The sequence below is a fragment of the Methylobacterium litchii genome (assembly GCF_038442315.1).
GTDB classification, from domain to species: domain Bacteria; phylum Pseudomonadota; class Alphaproteobacteria; order Rhizobiales; family Beijerinckiaceae; genus Methylobacterium; species Methylobacterium litchii.
On sequence record NZ_JBBXMY010000006.1, the window covers coordinates 93,294 to 112,971 of the forward strand.

Here is a 19,678-nt window from a genome sequence, read left to right on the forward strand (position 1 = left end):
AAGGGGCAATGACCCTGCGGGAGGAACACGCAACGCCATGACGGCCACAGTCCGCTTCGCCCTCGCCTGCGCCGCCCTGGCGGGGTTCGGCATCCACGGCGCCGCCGCCCAGACCGCGTTCAAGCTCGAAGGGGCCTGCGAATCGCTGGTGGTGGCGGGTCGCGACGTAAGCGCCCAATGCGCCCCGACGCTGACCAACGCGGTGAGCCGCAACCGCACCACCTTCGACTTCATGACGAAGGACGGGCAGGTCGTCAGCTTCTCCGGCAACGGCGCCCAGCAGGAGGCGACGGAAGAGACCGACCCGCTCCAGCCGATCAACGTCGTCTCGGAGAGCAAGACCGGCAGCGAGGTCGGCGCGCCGGTCCTCGCCATCGGCGCCTGCCGGTTCTCGACGCCGGAGCCCGGCCGCACGGGCATCGCCTGCGAGGCCAAGACGGCGGATGGACGGGTCTATTCGGGAACGTTCGTGACCGCCGCCAAGACGGCGCCCGGAGCCCCGGGCCGCTGAGCCAAGCGCCAGCCGGGGGTGGACAACCGCGAACCATCCGCGCAGCGGACTGGTCAGAGGCGGCGTGAAGCCCCATCTACCGGCAACCACGAGAAAAGTTCCGAAGCGAGATCGATGCTCAACGACCTCAGCGCCGGCGGCGCTTCCGCCGACCTGATCAAGGACACCACGACGGCCTCCTTCCGGCAGGACGTCATCGCCGAATCCATGAACCGCCCGGTTCTCGTGGATTTCTGGGCGCCGTGGTGTGGGCCGTGCAAGCAGCTGACGCCCGTCCTGGAGAAGGTCGTTCAGGCTGCGGCCGGCAAGGTCGTGCTCGCCAAGATGAACATCGATGAGCACCCCTCCATCGCGGGCCAGCTCGGCATCCAGTCGATCCCGGCGGTCATCGCCTTCGACAAGGGTCGCCCGGTGGACGGCTTCATGGGCGCCGTGCCCGAGGGCCAGATCAAGGAATTGATCGACCGGCTCGCCGGCCCCGGCGGCCCGTCGCCGATCGAGGCGGCCCTGGAAGAGGCGGCCTCTCTGGTGGAGGCCGGCGACCTCGCGGGCGCGTCGGAAATCTATGCGGCGGTGCTCGAACAGGAGCCCGACAACGTCACGGCCCTGGCCGGCTTCGCCAAGCTGCAGCTCGATGCGGGCGAGATCGAGAACGCCAAGCGCGTCCTGGCCATGGTCCCGGAGGAGAAAGCGAACGACCCGGCCCTGGCCGGTGTCCGCGCCGCCCTCGAACTCGCGGAGCAGGCCGCCTCGCTCGGCGATCTCGCCGGGCTGCAGAAGGCCATCGACACGAACCCCGACGACCATCAGGCGCGCTACGATCTCGCGCTGGGCCTCGCGGGGCGCAACCAGCGTGAGCAGGCGGTCGATCACCTGATCGAGATCCGCAAGCGCGACAAGACCTGGAACGACGACGCGGCGCGCAAGCAGCTGCTTCAGTTCTTCGAGGCCTGGGGGGTCATGGACCCCGACACGATCCGTGGCCGGCGCAAGCTTTCGGCCCTGCTGTTCTCGTAACGCGCCGGCCCATCCCGGACGAAGTAGGCGCGTCCGGGAGCCGGGCCGGGAAATCGCGCCAGAGGAGGTGCGATGAGCACGCATTCCGGCTTACAGCGTCCGGCGGATTGCCCCGCCGTCATTCCCGTCTTCCCCTTGCCCGGCGCTTTGCTGCTGCCGAGGGGACAGATGCCGCTCAACATCTTCGAGCCGCGCTATCTCAAGATGGTGGACGACGCCCTGCGCGGCGACCGGCTGATCGGCATGATCCAGCCCGATCCGGACGGCGCCGCCGCCGCCCACCCCAAGCTGTTCCGCGTGGGCTGCGCCGGGCGCATCACCCAATATGCCGAGACCGGCGACGGCCGTTATCTGATCTCCCTCACGGGCGTCAGCCGCTTCCGCATGGAGAGCGAGGTCGCCTCGGCCGAGCACTACCGTCTGTGCCAAGTGAGCTACGACGAGTTCGCGGTGGACTTCCAGGCGCGGGCGGGCGAGGAACAGGTCGACCGGGCGGGCGTCCTCAAGGCCCTGCGCGACTTCGTCGAATCGAACGATCTGAAGGTCGATTGGGCGGGGATCGACGAGGCCCCCAACGAGGCCCTCGTGAACGCGCTGTGCATGATGAGCCCGTTCGGGATCCGCGAGAAGCAGGCGATGCTCGAAGCGGCGGACCTCAAGACCCGCGCCGAGATCCTGATCGCGGTCACGCAGATGGAACTCATGCGGGGCTCCGGCCCCGAGCCGACGATGCAATAGGATTCCACCCCGTCATGGCCAACGACCTCACTGCCCCCGTCGAGGCGACCCGCGTCGATCCCAAGCTCCTCGAAATCCTCGTCTGCCCGCTGACCAAGGGCACGCTGGAATACGATTCCGCGAAGCAGGAGCTGATCAGCCGTTCGGCCAAGCTCGCCTACCCGATCCGCGACGGTATTCCGATCATGCTGCCGGAAGAAGCCCGGCCGCTGCACGACTAAAATCGTCGTCGCCACGAACGTCGCGAAAGCTCGGCCGTATTGCCGAGCTTTCGCTCGGTTACGAAATAATACATATTTGTTGGGGCGCGGCCATATTCATGCCGCGCAATTTGGTTTACAACGACTCATCCCGCAACAACGCTGACGACCGGACGCGAAACCGCGCCGTGGCGTCGCTGTATTTGCAGAGAGCCGTTCCCAGGATGACCTTCACCGTTCCGACCGTCTTCGCCGTCGCTGCCCTGACCGCCGGTGCCATCACCGCGCCCGCCGCAGCCGCGCCCGACCGGCACAACGGCACCTGGGCGGTGGAACTCGTGACCGACAGCGGGCTGTGCAGCGCGCGCTACAGCTACAGCGTCGCCATCCGCGACGGTGAGGTGCGGCCCGCCACGACGACCGGCGCGCGGGTCAGCGGTCGGGTCTCGCCGGATGGCACGGTGGGCATCACCGTCGCCGGAGCCGGCGGGTCCGGGACCGGCACCGGGCGGCTCAGCGGCACGCAAGGGTCCGGCACCTGGGCCGTGTCCTCGCTCTGCTCCGGCCGCTGGACGGCCCGGCGCGGCGACACGCGCACCGCCCAGGCCGAGTAGACGCGCTCAGGCGGCGGCGGAAAGCCAGGAGCGCGCCTCGGCCAGCCGTTCGCGCTCGAACACCTTGATCTTGTAGGGCGAGACGAAGGCGAAGGTCTCGGCCATCATCTTCAGCCAGGGCGCGTCCGTGACCAGGGCCACGTGGCTCACGCCCTTCATCATCGCGATGCCGAAGCGCGGATCCTTGAAGAAGGCCGCCGGCTCCATGCCATTGAAGCTGCGGATGTCTTCCAGGAGCTTGATGCGCTCGCCCTTGTCCAGGTCGGCCTTCATGGCGTTGATGGCCGCGTTCATCTCCTCGTCGGAGATCTTCCCGTCGACCACGATTTCGGCCACGTTCGAGTCGGGCGTCTTGGTGTAGCTAAGCACTGATCGCTCTCCGTCCACGGCGTCGCAGCCGAAGCGCCCTGTCTCCTACAAAAAGCTCTGCGGGTCGACATCGATCGTGACCTTGAGGTTGCCGCGCGGCTTCGGGGCGCGGGCCAGCCACTCCCGCAGGTAGGCCTGCATGTCGACGTTGCGCTCGGTCTTCACGAGCAGCCGGAAGCGGTGGCGCCCCCGGATCAGCGCCAGCGGCGCCTCGGCCGGTCCGAGCACCATCACGCCGCCCGGCGGGTCCGCCTCGCGGGCCAGCGCCTGCCCGTAGGCCTCGGCCACCGCCTTGTCCGTGGCGGAAACGATCAGCGCCGCGAGCCGGCCGAAGGGCGGCAGGCCCGCCGCCTCGCGGGCGGCGATCTCTTCCGCGTAGAACCGCTCCGCATCGCCCGACAGCAGCGCCGCGATCACCGGATGCTCCGGCTGATAGGTTTGCACGAGCGCCCGCCCCGGCTTTTCGCCGCGCCCGGCCCGGCCCGTCACCTGTTGCAGCAACTGGAAGGTCCGCTCGGCGGCACGCGGGTCGCCGGAGGTGAGGCCGATATCGGCATCCAGCACGCCGACCAGCGTCAGGCCGGGGAAGTTGTGCCCCTTGGCGACGAGCTGCGTGCCGATCACGAGGTCGCATTCCCCCGCCGCCACCGCTTCGAGTTCCTGGCGCAGCCGCTCGGCGCCGCCGGGAAAGTCGCTCGACAGCACGATGATGCGCTTGTCCGGGAACAGCCCGGCGGCCTCTTCGGCGATGCGCTCGACGCCGGGGCCGCAGGGGGTCAGGTGGTCGAAGGCACCACAATTCGTGCAGGCCTCCGGCCGCCGCTCGGTGTAGCCGCATTGGTGGCACACCAGCGCCCGGCGGAAGCGGTGCTCCACGAGCCAGGTCGAGCAGTTCTTGCATTGGTAGCGGTGGCCGCAGGCCCGGCACAGGGTGAGCGGCGCGTAGCCTCGCCGGTTCAGGAACAGCAGCGCCTGCTCGCCACGCTCCAGCGTATGCTTCACCGCGTTGATGAGGGGCGGGCTGATGAAGCTGCCCTTGGCCGGTGCATCGCGCCGCATGTCGATGGCGGCGATGTCGGGCAGGCGCCGTCCGCCGAACCGCTCGGGCAGGACGAGGTGGTCGTAGCGCCCCCGCGCCGCGTTCACCCGGCTCTCGATGGAGGGCGTCGCCGAGGCAAGCACCACCGGGCAGCCTTCGAGCCGCCCCCGCACCACCGCCATGTCGCGGGCGTGATAATGGACGCCGTCCTCCTGCTTGTAGGCGGTCTCGTGCTCCTCATCGACCACGATCAGGCCGAGTTGCGCGAAGGGCAGGAACAGGGCCGAGCGGGCGCCGACCACGACCTTCGCCTCGCCCGAGGCGACGGCGACGCGCAACCGCTCCCGGCGCCGTCCGCCGATGCCGGAATGCCAAGCGGCCGGGCGGACGCCGAACCGCTCCGCGAACCGGTCGAGGAACTGCGCGGTGAGGGCGATTTCCGGCATCAGGATCAGGGCCTGCCGCCCCGCCCGGACGCAACTCGCCACCGCCTCGAAATAGACTTCCGTCTTGCCCGAACCGGTGACGCCTTCGAGCAGGACCGGCTTCGCCGTGCCGGCCTCGGCACTTGCGGCGATGATCGCGTCGAGCGATGCCACCGCCTCGGCCTGTGCCTCGGAGAGGGGGACACGGGGGTGGTCCGGGTCGGGCTCGGGCGCCACCGGCTCCGGCGCGATGGCGAGCGCTTCGAGCGCCCCGTCATCGATGAGCCCGTCCACCACCGACAGCGAGACGCCGGCCTCCTTGGCCAGGGCGCTCTTGCCGCGCAACTCCCCGTCGGCGGCAATGGCGAGCACCTTTGCGCGCGCAGGCGTCGGCCGGGACGGCGGCTTGCCGGAACTGCGCACCGCGACGCGGGCGATCTCCGCACCGGCCGCCTCGTCGGGCAGGCGCAGCACCATCGCCAGCGCCGAGCCCCGGGGAGCGAGGGTGTAGCGGGCGATCCAGTCCACCAGACCGCGCAGGGTGCCGCCAAGGCGGGGAACGTCGAGGATGCCGGTGACGGGCCGCAGGTTCGAGCCGCCGACGCTCTCGGCGACGTTCCACACCACCCCGACCGTCTCGCGCGGGCCGAGGGGAACCTGCACCACGTCGCCGGCCGTCACGGTCAGGCCATGCGGGACGACGTAGCTGTAGGGCGTATCGATCGCGAGGGGGATCTGGATTTCGGCGACGGTCGGCATGTTCTGCCTTTGTACCATAGCGGACGGGAATTGGCTCCTGCCCGCCCTCGTCGCCGAAGGGAAATTTACGAGTGGCGGCGCACGGCGTAGCGGTAGCGCCGTCCCTCCTCGTCGAGCAACTCGCTGTCGGAACTCTCCCGCCAGACGATCTCGTCGCCGGGTCCGGCGGCGTCGGTGAGCACGGTGCCGCGCACGATATCGAGCGCGAGGCCCGCGCCGTAGCTCATGGCGGTCGCGTCCGTGATGGCGGCGCCGATGTCGCCTCCATCGGGAAGACAGGCGAACAGGACGCCGTCGGCGATGGCGAGGGTGTAGGTTTGCATGCGGCGGCTCCAACTCAAACGAGCAGCTCGGGAGGGGCGAACCTAGGAACCCCGGCCAGCAGGAGAAGTGCATTCTCCGAATTACTGCAATGCAACAAGACGCCGGGGCACCGTCATGTGTTCCGGTTCGGGAGGTGGCCCACCGTATTGAGACCATCTCCCGACGTGCTGCGCACGAGCGTTATGACACCTGAGCGACCCGGATCGTGCCGTCACACTCGCGTGAGCGGTGGCGTCTCCGGGGGCGAGACGACGACCGTCGTGGGCACGCTGTCCGCGTCCGAGAAGGCGGCGATGACCTGCGGCGTAAGGGCATCGCCGTCCTCGCCGGAATTCGGGACGAGGCGCACCGTCTCCTCACGGGGCGGGGGCGCATCACTGCCGGCATGCTCGTCTGCGACGGCCGCGACCGCCTCCGGCGCGATCAGCCCGAGCCCGGCAGCGTGGCGGGCGATGGCGATGCTGTCGGCGGCGAGCACGAGGCTCGACCCGGTCGCGGCCACGGCGCCCGCGAGGCGCACCACCTCCTCCGTGCGAGCGGCATCCCGCGAGACGTTGCGGATGTAGACCGCCTTCACCCGTCCGGGATTGTCGGCCACGATCTGCGCGTAGACTTCCGGGTCGTGCTGCCCACTGTCGCCGATCAGCACGAAGGGCCGGTCATGGTAGAGATCGAGCATGTGGCGGATCAGCGCCTGCTTGTGATCCTCGGCCTTGCGCGGGAGCGGATGGGTCCACGAGAGACCCCATTCCCGCAGGAACAGCACCGGCCCCGCCGGGATGCCGTGGCGCTGGAAGAACTCCGTCAGCATCTCGTAGAGACCCCAGGGCGCCCGCGAGACGTAGAGCATCGGGTTGCCCTCGCCCCCGCTCGGGCCGGCATGGAGCGCCCGGTAGAGCGACGTCACGCCGGGGAAGGCGACGCGGCTCTCCGCATCCTCCACGAACAGCCGCCAGAGCATCTTCAGCTTGTTGGCGACGCCCGTGCGCATCACCGTGTCGTCGATGTCGCTGACGACGACGTAGCCGCATCCGGCGGGCGGGATGTAGACCTCGCCCTTCGTGGGGATCGGCGGATCGGCCTCCAGGGTGAGTTGCACCTCGTGCCAGGGGCCCTCGACTGCCGGCAGGGATTGCGGGCGCAGATGCACCCGGAAATAGCCGTCGCTGTCCGTCGCGACCCGCGTTTCGGCCCCGCCGAACCGGACGAGGATCGAGGCATCCGCGACGATGCGCCGGGAGATGCGGCGGCGTACGTCGCGCCATTGGGCCCGCAGGGAATCGGGATCCTCTCCGGGCCTGTTCGGCGATTGGCGAAAGACCCGGCCGATCAGGAAGATCTCTTCGGCCGAGCCGTAGCCACGATAGGGTTCGACCACGAGGCCGCCGCGTCCCTGCGCCCGCCGCACCGGGCGGGCGATGACGCGCAGCGCCTTCCGCGCGGCCCGGCCGGCTCGTGTCGACATGCCTCGAGGGGCCTCAGGCTTGCGGGAGATCGGGGGTGAGGCCGAGGGCGTCGAGCCCTTCCTCGAGCAGGTCGCCGGCATCGGGCGAACCCAGCAGTTCCTTCACCGCGCCTTCGCCGGCCGCCTCGCGCTCACGGGCGAACTTCACGGCGGCGTCCCACTCCTCCGGCTCCATGTCGCCACGGCCGATGTAGAGGAGCGCCAGAAGCTCGGCGCGGGAATCGTCGTCCATGCCGGCGATCATGCCGCGCACTTCGGATTCGGTGGCATCGTCGGTGCCCGAGGTGAGCACGTCGGTGGCGCCGTCATCGATGGGGTTCGAGCCGGAATCCGGATCGGTCGGGCCTTCCTTCACCTCGATCGCGCGGAGCCGGATGACGAGGTCGGCGACGGTGTCGGGGGCGAGGTCCATCGATGTCTCCTGAGAACGCATGAAACAGCAGGGCATTCGCGCCCCTTGAGCCGCGACAACGGGCGAGGCGCGCGGCGGTTCGCTGCCTCGTGCGCGCTAAAGCGGGAGACTGCGTGGTCCACGGCGTCGGGCGGAACGAAGCGGTGCCTTTCGGGCTTGCAGTTCGCCGATGACGAACGACCTCCCCGCCCGATCCGTGACACGTACCGCGAGGCCTCCCATCTGGGCGGCCATCCTCGCGAGCGCCGGCCTTTCGTGGGGGCTGGCGTCATCCGCCGAGGCGCGGCCGAGCTACGACGGCAGCGCGCCGACCTGCTTCCTCACCGCTGGCGGCGCCCTCGAAATCTGCCGCGACGGCAGCGAGGCGGAGGGCGTCCTGGCGGCGCCGTCTCCCTGCGCCTTCGCGCGGGGTATCCAGCTCCTTCGGCTGCCGAAGACCGGCGTGACGGCGGTGTTCCAGGGCGAGAGCCCGCTGGCCAAGACGCGCCGGGGCGAGGATTGTCCCGAGCGGAAGGCCACGGACACGCGCGACGGCGGCGCGCTCCATACCGGCCGCAGCCCGGAACAGCTGGCGACCATCCTGCCGCCCTCGCAATCGCGCTTCGGCGTCGCCTTGCCGGAGGAACGGCGGCGGAAGGGCGAGGCGCCGACGCAGGAAGGCATCGGCCCGCGCGATCCCATCGCCATCGCGGGCCGAGATTGGGCCGGCGAGGAGTATTCCTACGTCTTCCTGCTCGGCCAGGAATCCACCGCCACCGACGCCGAGGCGCCGGAGGACCAGCCCCGGCGCAGACGGGGCCGCCGCAGGCGGGAGGCATCCGAGCCGGCGGCGCCCGCCGCCTTCAGGCGGATCCAGATCGAGGCCCGCACCCTCGACTTCGCGAGCTTCGAGATCCGCACCCGCGACGAGGACGGCAAGCTCGCCTGGGAGCCCTTCACGCAGGAGCGGAAGAAGCGGCATCGCGCCTCCGACGCCCCGACGCCCGTGGCGGTGCTGGACGAGGCCGGCAAGCCGCTGATGTCCGCCTGCCCGGCGCCGCCCTTCGCGACGCAGGGCCTCGCCGGCTCGATCAGCATCGTGGACCGCACGTATCACTATTTCTACACGGACGTGCTGCCCGAGGATTGCGGCCTGCCGCCCGAGCAGCGGCGCATGGGCCTGTACCTGCGCACCTCCACCGACCTCGCCGCCGACAGGGTGTGGTCGGCCGCGCGGAGTCTCGGCGCGGCCCTGCCGCCGAACAGCCTCGTGCGGGTGGCCCGTGCCAAGGGCGCGACCCGTTGGGCGGTGTCCTACACCTGCAACCGCCCGGCGAACGCCCCCGGCGGTCCGCTGGCCGACATCTGCCTGCAATACACGGCCGATCTCGATCCGGCGGGGATCGGCGCCCTGACGCTCTACGCGGACCCGGTCGAGGCCGGGCGCTCGCCGACGTATCTTGGCCTGCGCTCCGGCGGGAACGGGGCGGGGCGCTTCGACCGCACCGGCCATTTCTGGATGACCGACGCCTACGGCAACCTCGACTTGCCGACGACCTATGCCGGCAAGTCGGGCCTTCTGACCTGGGTCGACCGCCTCTCCCCCGGCGCCGGGGGCTACGAGGGCTCGCGCGTCTACGGCCGGCCGGCCTTCTGGGCGACCTGGACCGTGCGCCGGACGGGCACGCCCTGACGGGAGGGGCATGCACGCCGCTCACGGGGGCGTTATATGGCTCCTCCGGGCACCGGGCGGCGGTGCGTCAGATCTGACAGATGGGCACCGAAACAGACCTCTGGTTCGCCGCGAGCATCGTGGCGATCTCGCTCGTCCTCTCCGCCTTCTTCGCGGGTGCCGAGACCGCCTTCACCGCCGCCTCGCGGGCGCGCATGCACGCCCTGGAACAGAGCGGAGACCCCCGCGCCAGCATCGTCAACCGCATCCTCGCGATCCGCGAGCGGTTCATCGGCGCGATGCTCATCGGCTACAACATCGTCGCCATCGGGGCGTCGGCCTTCACGACGAGCGTGCTCACCGCCGTGTTCGGCAAGAGCGGCGTCATCTACGCGACCATCGGCATGTCGGTGCTCGTCATCGTCTTCGCGGAGGTGCTGCCGAAGACGCTGGCCATCTCCAACCCCGACAAGATCGCCCTGCTGATCGCCCGGCCGGTCGCCTTCGCCGTCGCGCTGATGGGGCCGCCCGCGCTGGCCATCGAGCAGGTGGTACGCCTGATGCTGAAGCCGTTCGGCGTGACCATCGGGGAGCACCAGTCGATCCTCACCGCCGCCGAGGAGATCCGGGGGCAGGTGGCGCTCCTGCACCGGGAAGGCGGTGTCGAGCGGGCCGAGCGCGACATGCTCGGCGGCCTTCTAGACCTGTCGAACCTCTCCGTGTCCGATGTGATGGTCCACCGCACCAAGATGCGCGCCATCGACGCCGACATGACCTCGCAGGATATCGTCCGCGCAGTGCTGGCCTCGCCCTACACGCGCATGCCCCTATGGCGCGGCACGCCGGAGAACATCGTCGGCGTGCTCCACGCCAAGGATCTGCTCCGCGCTCTCGACGCGGCGGGGGGCGACGCCTCCGGCCTCAAGGTCGAGGAACTGGCCCTGGAGACATGGTTCGTGCCCGGCACCACCACCCTGCGGGCGCAGCTCAAGGCGTTCCTATCCAAGAAAACGCACTTCGCCCTCGTCGTGGACGAATACGGGGAGGTGATGGGCCTCGTGACCCTCGAGGACATCCTGGAGGAGATCGTCGGTGACATCGCGGACGAGCACGACGTGACGGTCTCGGGCGTGCGCCTTCAGGTAGACGGGTCGGTGAACGTCGATGGCGGCGTGCCGATTCGCGACCTCAACCGCGCGATGGACTGGCACCTGCCCGACGACGAAGCCACCACCATCGCCGGCCTCGTGATCCATGAGGCGCGCACCATCCCGGACCAGGGCACCGCGTTCAACTTCCACGGCTTCCGCTTCCAGGTGCTGCGGAAGGCGAAGAACCGGATCACGACGCTGAAGATCACCCCGTTGTCGGGCGTGGTCCAGCCGCCGACCTTGGCCTTGGAGCATCGCGACACGGTGTGAGGGCCAACACCTCGTCAGAGATGGCGCCTCGGGTCCATGCGCCCGTGAAGCACGCGCACGATCTGGATACGTCCGTCGTCTTGCCGTCGGTAGTAGACGGTGTGAGAGCCCACTACGAGGGTCCAATAACCCGGCCGGATATCATCGGCGTTTCGCCCAGGTCGGTGACCGCTCGCGATATCGCCGAAGGCGGTGGCGACTCGCCGTAGGTACCTCTCGGCTTGGTCGGCATCCCAATGGCGTGCCGTATAGCGCCAGATTTCGTCGAGATCACCGCGTGCCCGTGGCGTGATCGTGTAGCCCGAACTCACGGCCGTTGGGTGCGCTTGCTCAGCAGGAACTCTTCGACGTCGAACGGCTCAGCGGGACCGCTGTTCTCGCCTTCGATGAGCGCGGCACGCACGCCCTCCAGTTTGGCTTCATGCTCTTCGAGAAGGCGCAGCCCGGCCCGGACGACATCACTGGCCGAACCGTAGCGTCCGCCCTCGACCTGCCGCTCGATGAAGCGCGAGAAATGGTCGTTGAGGGCGATGGAGGTATTGCGTCCCACGGGCTCCTCGGGAGCGAGCATGTTACCAATTCCTGGTTACTGTGCCCTCGCGACGCCCAAAAGAAAAGGGGCCGCCTCGCGGCGACCCCCTTCCCGTTTCATCAGGTGGCGTGGACTTAGAAGTCCATGCCGCCCATGCCGCCGCCGCCCGGCATCGCGGGGGCGCCGCCGTCCTTCTTCGGGGCGTCGGCCACCATGGCCTCCGTCGTCACCAGCAGGCCGGCCACCGAGGCGGCGTCCTGAAGGGCGGTGCGGACGACCTTGGCCGGGTCCACGATACCGGCCTGGATCATGTCGACGTACTCTTCGGTCTGGGCGTTGAAGCCGAAGGTCTCGGAGTCCGTCTTGTCGGTGATCTTACCGACCACGATCGAGCCCTCGACGCCCGCGTTCTGGGCGATCTGGCGGATCGGGGCCTCAAGGGCCTTCAGGACGATCTTGATGCCGGCCTGGACGTCCGGGATGTCGGACTTCAGCTCGGCGACCGCCTTCTTGGCGCGGAGCAGCGCGGTGCCGCCGCCGGGGACGATGCCCTCTTCCACCGCAGCGCGGGTGGCGTTGAGCGCGTCGTCGACGCGGTCCTTCTTCTCCTTCACCTCGACCTCGGTCGCGCCGCCGACGCGGATCACCGCGACGCCGCCCGCGAGCTTGGCCAGACGCTCCTGCAGCTTCTCACGGTCGTAGTCCGAGGTGGTCTCCTCGATCTGCGCCTTGATCTGGCTGATGCGACCCTCGATCTCGGACTTCTCGCCGACGCCGTCGATGATCGTGGTGTTCTCCTTCTCGATGCGGACGCGCTTGGCGCGGCCGAGCATCGGGAGCGTCACGTTCTCCAGCTTGATGCCGAGGTCTTCGGCGATCATCTGGCCCTTGGTCAGGATCGCGATGTCCTCGAGCATCGCCTTGCGGCGATCACCGAAGCCCGGAGCCTTCACGGCCGCGACCTTGAGGCCGCCGCGCAGCTTGTTCACGACAAGCGTGGCGAGCGCCTCACCCTCGATGTCCTCGGCGATGATGACGAGCGGCTTGCCGGTCTGCACCACGGCCTCGAGCACCGGCAGCATGGCCTGGAGCGACGAGAGCTTCTTCTCGTGGATGAGGATGTAGGGGTCCTCGAGCTCGGCGACCATCTTCTCCGCGTTCGTGATGAAGTACGGGGAGAGGTAACCGCGGTCGAACTGCATGCCCTCGACGACGTCCAGCTCGGTCTCGGCGGTCTTGGCCTCCTCGACGGTGATGACGCCCTCGTTGCCCACCTTCTGCATGGCGTGGGCGATCATCTCGCCGATCTCCTTGTCGCCGTTGGCGGAGATCGTGCCGACCTGAGCGACCTCGTCGGAGGTCGAGACCTTCTTGGCGCGGGCGATGATGTCCTTCACCGCGGCGGCGGTAGCGAGGTCGATGCCGCGCTTCAGGTCCATCGGGTTGATGCCGGCGGCCACGTACTTGGCGCCCTCGCGAACGATGGCCTGGGCCAGCACGGTCGCGGTGGTGGTGCCGTCACCGGCGATGTCGTTGGTCTTCGAGGCCACTTCGCGCACCATCTGGGCGCCCATGTTCTCGAAGCGGTCGGCGAGCTCGATCTCCTTGGCGACCGTCACACCGTCCTTGGTGATGCGCGGGGCGCCGAAGCTCTTCTCGATCACGACGTTGCGGCCCTTGGGGCCGAGCGTCACCTTGACGGCGTCCGCGAGGATGTCGACGCCGCGAAGCATCTTGTCGCGGGCGTCGGCGGAGAAACGAACGTCTTTCGCTGCCATGTCCTAAGCTCTTTCGGTTCGAGGATGCCCCGAGGCCGGGTTCGGCCTCAAAGGGGCTTCAAAGCTGTCTGGGTCGGATGGGGGTCAGAGGTTGACCACGCCCATGATGTCCGACTCCTTCATGATGAGGAGGTCTTCGCCGTCGATCTTGACCTCGGTGCCCGACCACTTGCCGAACAGGACGCGGTCGCCGGCCTTGACGTCGAGGGGGTTCACCCGGCCGTTCTCGTCGCGGGCGCCCGGCCCGACGGCGATGATCTCGCCCTCTTGCGGCTTCTCCTTGGCGGAATCGGGGATGATGATCCCGCCCTTCGTCCTCTCTTCGCTCTCGATACGGCGGACGACCACACGGTCGTGCAGCGGACGGAACTTCATGAGCTGCCCTCTTGCTTCAGGTCTGGAGATGGCGTTGATGCGGCCCGGCGGGTCGCCTCGACCCCATAGTTAGCACCCTTGTTAGCACTCTCGTTTGACGAGTGCCAACGTGGTGGCGAAATAGCCATCGCGCGTCATCGAGTCAAGATGGTCGCACCTTTCCGGGCCGCGTCGCGGCCCGTGCCTGCCAGGATCGCCACCCGACATGCTGAAGAAACACGGGGCGGTCTGGATCGACCTGTTCGATCCATCGGCCGAGGAGGTCGCGGCGGTGGAGAAGGAGACCGGGCTGCGCATCCCCACGCGCGCCGCGCTCTCCGAGGTGGAGACGTCGAGCCGCCTGCGCCGGCTGAAGGGCGGGCTTTCCCTCTCGACGCCGATGATCACCTTCGAGCAGGCGGATTCGCAGTTGAAGCCCCTCGGCTTCCTGCTGACGAAGGATCACCTCGTCACCGTCCGCTTCCACGATCTGCGCGCCTACGGCCACGCGGCCCAGCGCCTGTCGGAGGAGGAGGCGGGGGATCCGGCCGAGACCTTCATCGTCTTGCTGGAGGAGCTGGTCGACAGCCTCGCCGACGCGCTGGAGGAGATGGCCGCCGATCTCGACTCGCTGTCGAGCCGCATCTTCGACTTCGACGTGCGCGGCCCCTCCGCCCGGCGGATGGAAGAGCCGCCGCCCCGCCGCCGCGACATCGCCCTGCGGCGCATCCTGCGGGCGATCAGCCGCCGGGGGAAAGTGCTCGGCAAGGTGCGGGCGAGCCTGCTCGGGCTGGAGCGCATCCTACCCTTCGTGTCGAGCGCCTGCGACGGGCTCGAACTCAACGACGACGGGCGGTTCGAGACGATTCGCCGGGACATCGAATCGCTGGACGAGTTCGAGACGCGGCTCGCGGAGAACGTTCAGTTCCTGCTCGACGCGGCCCTGGGGCTCATCAACATCGAGCAGAACAACGTCTTCCGGGTGCTCACCGTCGTCTCGGTGGTGGGCGTGCCGCCGACGCTGATCGCCTCGATCTACGGCATGAACTTCAAGAACATGCCGGAACTCGATTGGGCCTACGGCTATCCCTACGCCCTGGGCCTGATCTTCCTGAGCGCCGTGATGCCGATCATCTACTTCCGCATCAGAGGCTGGTTCTGAGCGGCACGGTCGTCAATCCCGCGCCAGCTGTGCCCGGCCGATGGCGAAGACGCGGCCGTCGCCGAGGAGATAGGCCGTGAAGCCCTTCGGGAAGGCGGCGTCGAAGGCCTTATCCCGCACGTTCAGGCCGCCGGCGAAGGCGCCGAGCGCCGGCATGACGAGGCGCTGGCCATCGGTGACGAAGCAGCGGCGGCGCACGGCCCGGCCGCGGGCCGCCACCTTCCCGCAGGGATGAAGGTGGCCGGCAATCTCACCGGAAGAGGGGGCCTCGCCGGGCTCGTGGCGCAGCACGAGGTTGCCGAGGGTCAGCGCCTCGGCGTAGCGCCCGCCGACGCCCTCCTGCACTGCCGCGTCGTGGTTGCCGGCGATCCAGACCCAGTCGCGCCCCTCCTGCAGGGCGGCGACCATCGCCCGGTCGCCGGGCTCCATGCGCTCGGGGCCGCGCGCATCGTGGAAGGAATCGCCCAGCGCGACGACGCGGGCGGGGTCGTGGCGGACGATGGCCTCGTGCAGGCAGGCCAGGGTCTCGCGGGTGTCGTAGGGCGGCAGGAACTGGCCCGACCGGGCGGCGAAGGCGGAGCCCTTCTCGAGGTGGAGGTCGGAGACGATCAGCGTGCGGTGGGCTTCGAGCCAGATCCCGCCGCAGAGATCGAGGGTGAGCACTTCGCCCGCAACGGTGATCGTCGGGTGCTTCTGGGTCTTCTCGAGTCGGAGTCCGGCCGCCACCAGGGCATCCTCTATCGCGTCGGGGGAGGGCGAACCGTCGTGCGGGCCTCGGCTCAAGCCAGGGCCTCCTGAAGAAGCTCCGCCTCCGCCTCGGCCAGAATCTCGTCCGCTCCCTCGCCGTAGACCCGCTCGCGGCCGATCTCCAGCATCACGGAGACGGACAGCGGCGACACCCGGTCGAGGGCGCGATGGATGATTCGCCCCTGGATACGCTCTAGCATCACGCCGAGCCGCCTGACGTCGAGGAGTCCGGTTGCCGCATCCTGCCGCGCGGCGGCGAGCAGCAGGTGGTCGGGCTCGTGCTTGCGCAGCACGTCGAAGATCAGGTCCGTCGAGATCGTGACCTGCCGACCGGTCCTCTTCTGGCCGGGGTGGTGGCGCTCGATCAGCCCGGCGATCACGGCGCATTGCCGGAAAGTGCGCTTCATCATGGCCGATTCATCGAGCCACGCTTCGAGGTCGTCGCCGAGCATGTCCTCGCCGAACAGCTCGCCGATGAAGTCGGGATCGAACGCAGCCCGCTCGGAGATGTCCCGCGTCATCCAGATGGCGATGCCGTAATCGTTCGCCGCGAAGCCAAGCGGCCGGAGCCCCGCCCGTTCGAGGCGCCGGGTGAGCAGCATGCCGAGCGTCTGGTGGGCGAGCCGACCCTCGAAGGGGAAGGCCGTGAGGTAATGGCGCTTGCCGCGCGGGAAGGTCTCGACGAGCAGGTCGCGCTCCCCCGGCAGAACCGAGCGGCGGCGCTGCTGCACGAGGTAATCGCCGATGGAGGTCGGCAGCCGGTCCCATTCGAACGGGTCGGCGATGATCGCCCGCACCCGCGCGGCCAGGAAGGTCGAGAGGGGGAACTTGGACCCGGCATAGGAGGGGATCGCCGGGTCGGTCCCCGGCGGGGCGCGGGTCACGAGGGCCTCGTCCTCGGCCAGCCCTTCGAAGCGCAGGGTCTCGCCCGCGAACAGGAAGGTATCGCCCACGGTGAGCGTATCCGCGAACTCGTCCTCGATCTCGCCGAGCACGCGGCCGGTCTTCGGCAGCACCGTGCCGGGCTTGCCGCGCAGGCTCCGGCCCAGGCGCACCTTCACCCGCGCCGCCTCGACGATGGTGCCGACATTCATCCGGTAGTTTTGCGCCGTGCGGGCGTCGCGCACCCGCCACAGCCCGTCCGGCCCGCGCAGGATCTTGGCGAAGCGCTCGTAGGCCCGCAGCGCGTAGCCACCGGTCGCCACGTAGTCGATAACCTGCTCGAACCGCTCCCAGGTCAGGCCGGCATAGGGCGACGCCGAGACGATCTCGTCGTAGAGGGCGCTCGGGTCGAAGGCGTCGGCGCAGGCCATGCCGAGGACGTGCTGAGCCAGCACGTCGAGGGCGCCTTCCCGGGCGTCGGGCGTGTCCTGCGCCGCCTCCTCGACGGCATCCAGCGCCGCCTGACATTCCAGCATCTCGAAGCGGTTGCCGGGGACGAGATAGGCCTTGGACGGCTCGTCCATCCGGTGGTTGGCCCGGCCGATCCGCTGCATGATCCGGCTCGCCCCCTTCGGCGCGCCGACATTCACGACGAGATCGACGTCGCCCCAGTCGATGCCGAGATCGAGGGTCGCGGTGCAGACGATGGCCCGCAGGCCCCCCGAGGCCATCGCCGCCTCCACCCGCCGCCGCTGGGCGGCATCGAGGGAGCCGTGGTGGATCGCGATGGGCAGCGTGTCCTCGTTGAGCCGCCACAGTTCCTGGAAGGTGTACTCGGCCTGGAGCCTCGTGTTGACGAAGACGAGGGTCGTGCGGTGCTCCTTGATGAGGTCGTAGATCGCCTCCATCGAGTGCCAGGCGGTGTGGCCGGAGATCGGCAGCGGGCGGCCGAGGTCGAGCATCCGCAGGTCGGCGCGGGCCCCGCCCGCCACCACCACGAGGTCGGCCAGAGCCGAGGCGTTCCCTCCCCCCCCGCTGCGCGGGGTACCCTCCCCCGCAGAGGGGGGAGGGAGACGCGGAACCGTCTGCGGCACGAGATAGCGCCGCAACTCGTCCGGCTCGCGCACCGTGGCGGAGAGGCCGATCGAGACGAGGCCGGGGCTCAGCGTGTGCAGCCGCGCCATCGCCAGGGAGAGGAGGTCGCCCCGCTTCGAGGTGACGAGCGCGTGCAGCTCGTCGAGGATCACGCAGCGCAGGCCGGCGAACAGGTCGGCGGCCTCGCGATGGGCGATCAGCAGCGACAATTGCTCCGGCGTCGTGAGCAGGATGTCGGGCGGGCGGCTGACCTGCCGGGCGCGTTTGTGGGACGGGGTGTCGCCCGTGCGGGTCTCGACGCGGACGGGGAGATCCATCCCCTCGATCGGCGCGTCGAGGTTGCGGGCGATGTCGACGGCCAGCGCCTTCAGCGGCGAGACGTAGAGCGTGTGCAGGGCAGGCTTCTTCGCCTTGCCGCCGCCGCGCTCGGAGAGCGCGACGAGGCTCGGCAGGAAGCCGGCCAGCGTCTTGCCCGCGCCGGTCGGCGCCACGAGGAGCGCGGAACGCCCCGCCCGCGCGAGGCGCAGCAGATCGAGCTGATGGCTGCGGGGCTCCCAGCCCCGCGCGGCGAACCACGATCGGAAGGCTGGGGGGAGATCGTCCGCCGCGCCGCTCAGGCGAGGGCCATGAGGAAACGGTCGATCAGTTCGAGGGCGCGCTCGCTCATCGCGCCGGGATGGCGCACGAAGATGTGGCATCCCCCCGGATAGATCGCCGTGTGCCCGCCATTGCCCGCCGCCGCCCAGCGCGCGGACATGTAGAGCGTGTCGTCGATCAGCGGATCGCAGGTGCCGACCGTGAACAGGGCCGGCGGCAGGCCCTTGAGGTCGGCGTAGATCGGCGAGACGTCCGGCCGGCGCCGGTCGATCCCCTCGCGCACGTAGCCGTCCGCGAAGCGGGTCAGGTCTTCGGTGTTCACCACGAGGCGTTCCGACCCCCAGTTCCGCACCGAGGGGGTGAGGCCGAGATCGAAGAAGCCGGCATTGAGGTTCGCCCCGCGGAAGGCGCGGCCGAGCCCGTGCTTGTCGCGCAGGCGCAGCATCACCATCACGGCGAGGTGGGCGCCCACCGATTCACCACCGATGGTGAGCGCCGAGACGCCGAACTCGGCCCGGCCCTTGCCGACGAGCCAGAGCGCCGCTGCCTCGCAATCGAGGAGGGCGGCCGGGTAGGGGTGTTCAGGGGCGAGCCGGTATTCCACCGAGAGCGTGACGAACCCGCAGGTGTCGGCGACCCGCTCCAGCCACGGGTCCTGCTCGTCGGCCGAACCCCAGATCCAGCCGCCGCGATGAATGTGCAGATAGGCACCGCGCACCTTCGCCCCCGGCTTCGGCCGGATGCAGCGAACGCGCAGCGGGCCGTCCGGCCCATCGATGGTCAGCCATTCGGCCCGCGCGCTGCGCGGCATGGCCGGGGAGGCCTGGGTGCCGGCCCGGCGGCGGGCGCGCACCTCCGCGATCGGCAGCGTCCAGGGGTCCGGCTGCGCGGCATGGGCCGCGACGATCTCGGCATTCAGCCGTTTCGTCTCGGGATCGATCGTCGCCGGGTCGAACAGGGCGTGGTCGATCATTCTCTCGTCTCTGTCGGCCGGCGGGGCTCGGGCGGCATCCCGGCCATCTTGGCGTGAGTCGCCATGCTTGCCATCTGGGGCGGGGCGGCGAAATCCGCCACTGTCGCGGATGTCACCGGCTTTCGCGCCGGTGTGGTGCGCCGGCCACGGTTATGCCCGGTTCCGGGACGAAGTTAGGGCGCTCGAGCGAGACGAACGATGCTTCTCAACCACGATCGACACCAGACCGGCGCGCCGCCCCATTCCGCCTACCCGACGGGGCAACCCTCGACCCTGCGCCGGTTCCTCGGCGGATCGCCCGCAGGCGTGTTCCTGCGCCTGCTGTTCCTGTCGATCCTCGTCGGCGCCTTCATGTCGATGCTCGGCGTCACGCCGGGGCTGCTGTTCTGGCGCGCGGTCGATTCGATCCAGGACCTCGTCCATCTCGCCGCGAGCCAATTGCACGACCTGACCGGCTGGGTCGTGGCCGGCGCCCTCGTCGTGGTACCGCTCTGGCTCGTCGCCCGGCTGTTCGCCGTCTCGCGCTAGGAAAAGCCCGGCGTCGCGTGCGCTGGCGCACGGACGCCCCCACCATCGCGGCGGGACGGCTTTGAAACCGTCCGTTCAGCGGGTC

General features: G+C 69.5%; 21 protein-coding genes. 9 read left to right on the forward strand and 12 right to left on the reverse strand.

Features of this window, described 5'->3' with window-relative positions:
- Positions 1-37: 37 nt before the first annotated feature.
- The 5 genes from AAHF99_RS13155 to AAHF99_RS13175 all read left to right on the forward strand — a co-directional run bounded on the left by AAHF99_RS13155 (position 38) and on the right by AAHF99_RS13175 (position 3,080).
- Positions 38-511: a hypothetical protein gene (locus AAHF99_RS13155; protein WP_342164809.1), complete on the forward strand. Its 474-nt coding sequence runs from the start codon at positions 38-40 to the stop codon at positions 509-511.
- Between the two features lie 114 nt (positions 512-625).
- Positions 626-1,528, forward strand: a complete 903-nt coding sequence (gene trxA, locus AAHF99_RS13160; RefSeq protein WP_243953992.1) for a thioredoxin — start codon at positions 626-628, stop codon at positions 1,526-1,528.
- Positions 1,529-1,600: 72 nt separating this feature from the next.
- A complete protein-coding gene (locus AAHF99_RS13165; RefSeq protein ID WP_342164811.1) occupies positions 1,601-2,266 on the forward strand; it encodes an LON peptidase substrate-binding domain-containing protein in 666 nt (221 codons plus the stop codon).
- Between the two features lie 14 nt (positions 2,267-2,280).
- On the forward strand, positions 2,281-2,487 hold the full coding sequence (locus AAHF99_RS13170; RefSeq protein WP_243953994.1) for a Trm112 family protein: 207 nt from the start codon (positions 2,281-2,283) through the stop codon (positions 2,485-2,487).
- A 203-nt stretch (positions 2,488-2,690) separates the two neighbouring features.
- Positions 2,691-3,080: a hypothetical protein gene (locus AAHF99_RS13175; protein WP_342164813.1), complete on the forward strand. Its 390-nt coding sequence runs from the start codon at positions 2,691-2,693 to the stop codon at positions 3,078-3,080.
- A gap of 6 nt (positions 3,081-3,086) precedes the next feature.
- On the opposite strand, the gene AAHF99_RS13180 is transcribed toward AAHF99_RS13175, so the two are convergent.
- From AAHF99_RS13180 to AAHF99_RS13200, 5 genes are all read right to left on the reverse strand, one after another.
- Positions 3,087-3,449 carry a SpoIIAA family protein gene (locus AAHF99_RS13180; RefSeq protein ID WP_342164814.1) on the reverse strand — a complete coding sequence of 121 codons (363 nt, stop codon included), beginning with the start codon at positions 3,447-3,449 and terminating at the stop codon, positions 3,087-3,089.
- A 45-nt stretch (positions 3,450-3,494) separates the two neighbouring features.
- Positions 3,495-5,690, reverse strand: a complete 2,196-nt coding sequence (locus tag AAHF99_RS13185) for a primosomal protein N' (protein WP_342164815.1) — start codon at positions 5,688-5,690, stop codon at positions 3,495-3,497.
- 47 nt (positions 5,691-5,737) lie between these two features.
- Entirely contained in the window at positions 5,738-5,995 is a 258-nt protein-coding gene (locus AAHF99_RS13190; protein ID WP_243953998.1) for a hypothetical protein, read from the reverse strand.
- A 212-nt stretch (positions 5,996-6,207) separates the two neighbouring features.
- Positions 6,208-7,461 (reverse strand): App1 family protein, encoded by a 1,254-nt coding sequence (locus AAHF99_RS13195; protein WP_342164816.1) that lies wholly within the window; start codon positions 7,459-7,461, stop codon positions 6,208-6,210.
- A 13-nt stretch (positions 7,462-7,474) separates the two neighbouring features.
- The gene (locus AAHF99_RS13200) at positions 7,475-7,873 is read right to left on the reverse strand and encodes a DUF3775 domain-containing protein (protein WP_342164817.1); all 399 of its coding nucleotides are present in this window, start codon (positions 7,871-7,873) and stop codon (positions 7,475-7,477) included.
- Between the two features lie 169 nt (positions 7,874-8,042).
- Here AAHF99_RS13200 and AAHF99_RS13205 point away from each other — a divergent pair, with 169 nt between their 5' ends.
- Together AAHF99_RS13205 and AAHF99_RS13210 are read left to right on the forward strand one after the other, a co-directional pair.
- Entirely contained in the window at positions 8,043-9,545 is a 1,503-nt protein-coding gene (locus AAHF99_RS13205; protein WP_342164819.1) for a hypothetical protein, read from the forward strand.
- Positions 9,546-9,625: 80 nt separating this feature from the next.
- The gene (locus tag AAHF99_RS13210; RefSeq protein WP_342164821.1) at positions 9,626-10,945 is read left to right on the forward strand and encodes an HlyC/CorC family transporter; all 1,320 of its coding nucleotides are present in this window, start codon (positions 9,626-9,628) and stop codon (positions 10,943-10,945) included.
- Between the two features lie 14 nt (positions 10,946-10,959).
- Here AAHF99_RS13210 and AAHF99_RS13215 read toward each other — a convergent pair whose 3' ends face one another.
- The 4 genes from AAHF99_RS13215 to groES form a co-directional block, all read right to left on the reverse strand.
- The gene (locus AAHF99_RS13215) at positions 10,960-11,256 is read right to left on the reverse strand and encodes a type II toxin-antitoxin system RelE/ParE family toxin (protein ID WP_342164822.1); all 297 of its coding nucleotides are present in this window, start codon (positions 11,254-11,256) and stop codon (positions 10,960-10,962) included.
- Positions 11,253-11,495, reverse strand: a complete 243-nt coding sequence (locus tag AAHF99_RS13220; protein WP_342165007.1) for a type II toxin-antitoxin system ParD family antitoxin — start codon at positions 11,493-11,495, stop codon at positions 11,253-11,255. Before AAHF99_RS13220 ends, AAHF99_RS13215 begins: the two co-directional genes overlap by 4 nt.
- A 116-nt stretch (positions 11,496-11,611) precedes the next feature.
- Positions 11,612-13,255, reverse strand: a complete 1,644-nt coding sequence (groL, locus tag AAHF99_RS13225) for a chaperonin GroEL (RefSeq protein ID WP_243954003.1) — start codon at positions 13,253-13,255, stop codon at positions 11,612-11,614.
- 84 nt (positions 13,256-13,339) lie between these two features.
- A complete protein-coding gene (gene groES / locus AAHF99_RS13230) occupies positions 13,340-13,630 on the reverse strand; it encodes a co-chaperone GroES (RefSeq protein ID WP_238249590.1) in 291 nt (96 codons plus the stop codon).
- 205 nt (positions 13,631-13,835) lie between these two features.
- Between groES and AAHF99_RS13235 the strand changes: the two genes are divergently transcribed.
- Positions 13,836-14,771, forward strand: coding sequence for a magnesium transporter CorA family protein (locus AAHF99_RS13235; RefSeq protein WP_342164824.1), 936 nt, complete (start codon positions 13,836-13,838; stop codon positions 14,769-14,771).
- 12 nt (positions 14,772-14,783) lie between these two features.
- On the opposite strand, the gene pdeM is transcribed toward AAHF99_RS13235, so the two are convergent.
- The 3 genes from pdeM to AAHF99_RS13250 are packed head-to-tail and all read right to left on the reverse strand — an operon-like array spanning position 14,784 to position 19,065.
- Positions 14,784-15,497, reverse strand: coding sequence for a ligase-associated DNA damage response endonuclease PdeM (pdeM, locus tag AAHF99_RS13240; RefSeq protein WP_342165008.1), 714 nt, complete (start codon positions 15,495-15,497; stop codon positions 14,784-14,786).
- 53 nt (positions 15,498-15,550) lie between these two features.
- Positions 15,551-18,193 carry a ligase-associated DNA damage response DEXH box helicase gene (locus tag AAHF99_RS13245; protein ID WP_412759882.1) on the reverse strand — a complete coding sequence of 881 codons (2,643 nt, stop codon included), beginning with the start codon at positions 18,191-18,193 and terminating at the stop codon, positions 15,551-15,553.
- Positions 18,109-19,065, reverse strand: coding sequence for an alpha/beta hydrolase (locus AAHF99_RS13250; RefSeq protein ID WP_243954005.1), 957 nt, complete (start codon positions 19,063-19,065; stop codon positions 18,109-18,111). The genes AAHF99_RS13245 and AAHF99_RS13250 overlap by 85 nt, the downstream gene beginning before the upstream one ends.
- Before the next feature lie 198 nt (positions 19,066-19,263).
- Here AAHF99_RS13250 and AAHF99_RS13255 point away from each other — a divergent pair, with 198 nt between their 5' ends.
- On the forward strand, positions 19,264-19,593 hold the full coding sequence (locus tag AAHF99_RS13255; RefSeq protein ID WP_342164825.1) for a DUF6460 domain-containing protein: 330 nt from the start codon (positions 19,264-19,266) through the stop codon (positions 19,591-19,593).
- The last annotated feature ends 85 nt before the right edge of the window (positions 19,594-19,678 follow it).